General features: G+C 42.5%; 1 pseudogene. It reads left to right on the top strand.

The annotated features are described in order from the left end of the window. Window positions 1-292, top strand: a pseudogene (locus ACG9ZB_RS17075) (ATP-binding protein); the annotation flags it as partial.

Below are 292 nucleotides of genomic sequence, written 5' to 3'. Positions count from 1 at the left end.
GTCTAATAGTATTCGCAACTGGGTGGCGCTCGTTGGCGATATTGTGCGGCGTTTATGCTTACACAACCCTGAAAGCCTGTTTCCTTGTTTAGAAGGTGACGGCGTACTGTTAATTGACGCGATTGATCATCAAGTGGATCAAAATATGGCGCAAGTCATTTTAAAACGTTTAAATCAGGCTTTTCCTCGACTACAAATTATCGCCTAAGGCAACCGAAGTGAGTTGCTGGAACAAGCCAGTGAGTTTCAATGCCTTAAACTGGAAAATAAGCAATTATGTCCTATCCAACTA

It is taken from the genome of Acinetobacter johnsonii, assembly GCF_048551975.1.
GTDB classification, from domain to species: domain Bacteria; phylum Pseudomonadota; class Gammaproteobacteria; order Pseudomonadales; family Moraxellaceae; genus Acinetobacter; species Acinetobacter johnsonii_A.
This window is presented reverse-complemented; position numbering and strand designations above follow the sequence as displayed.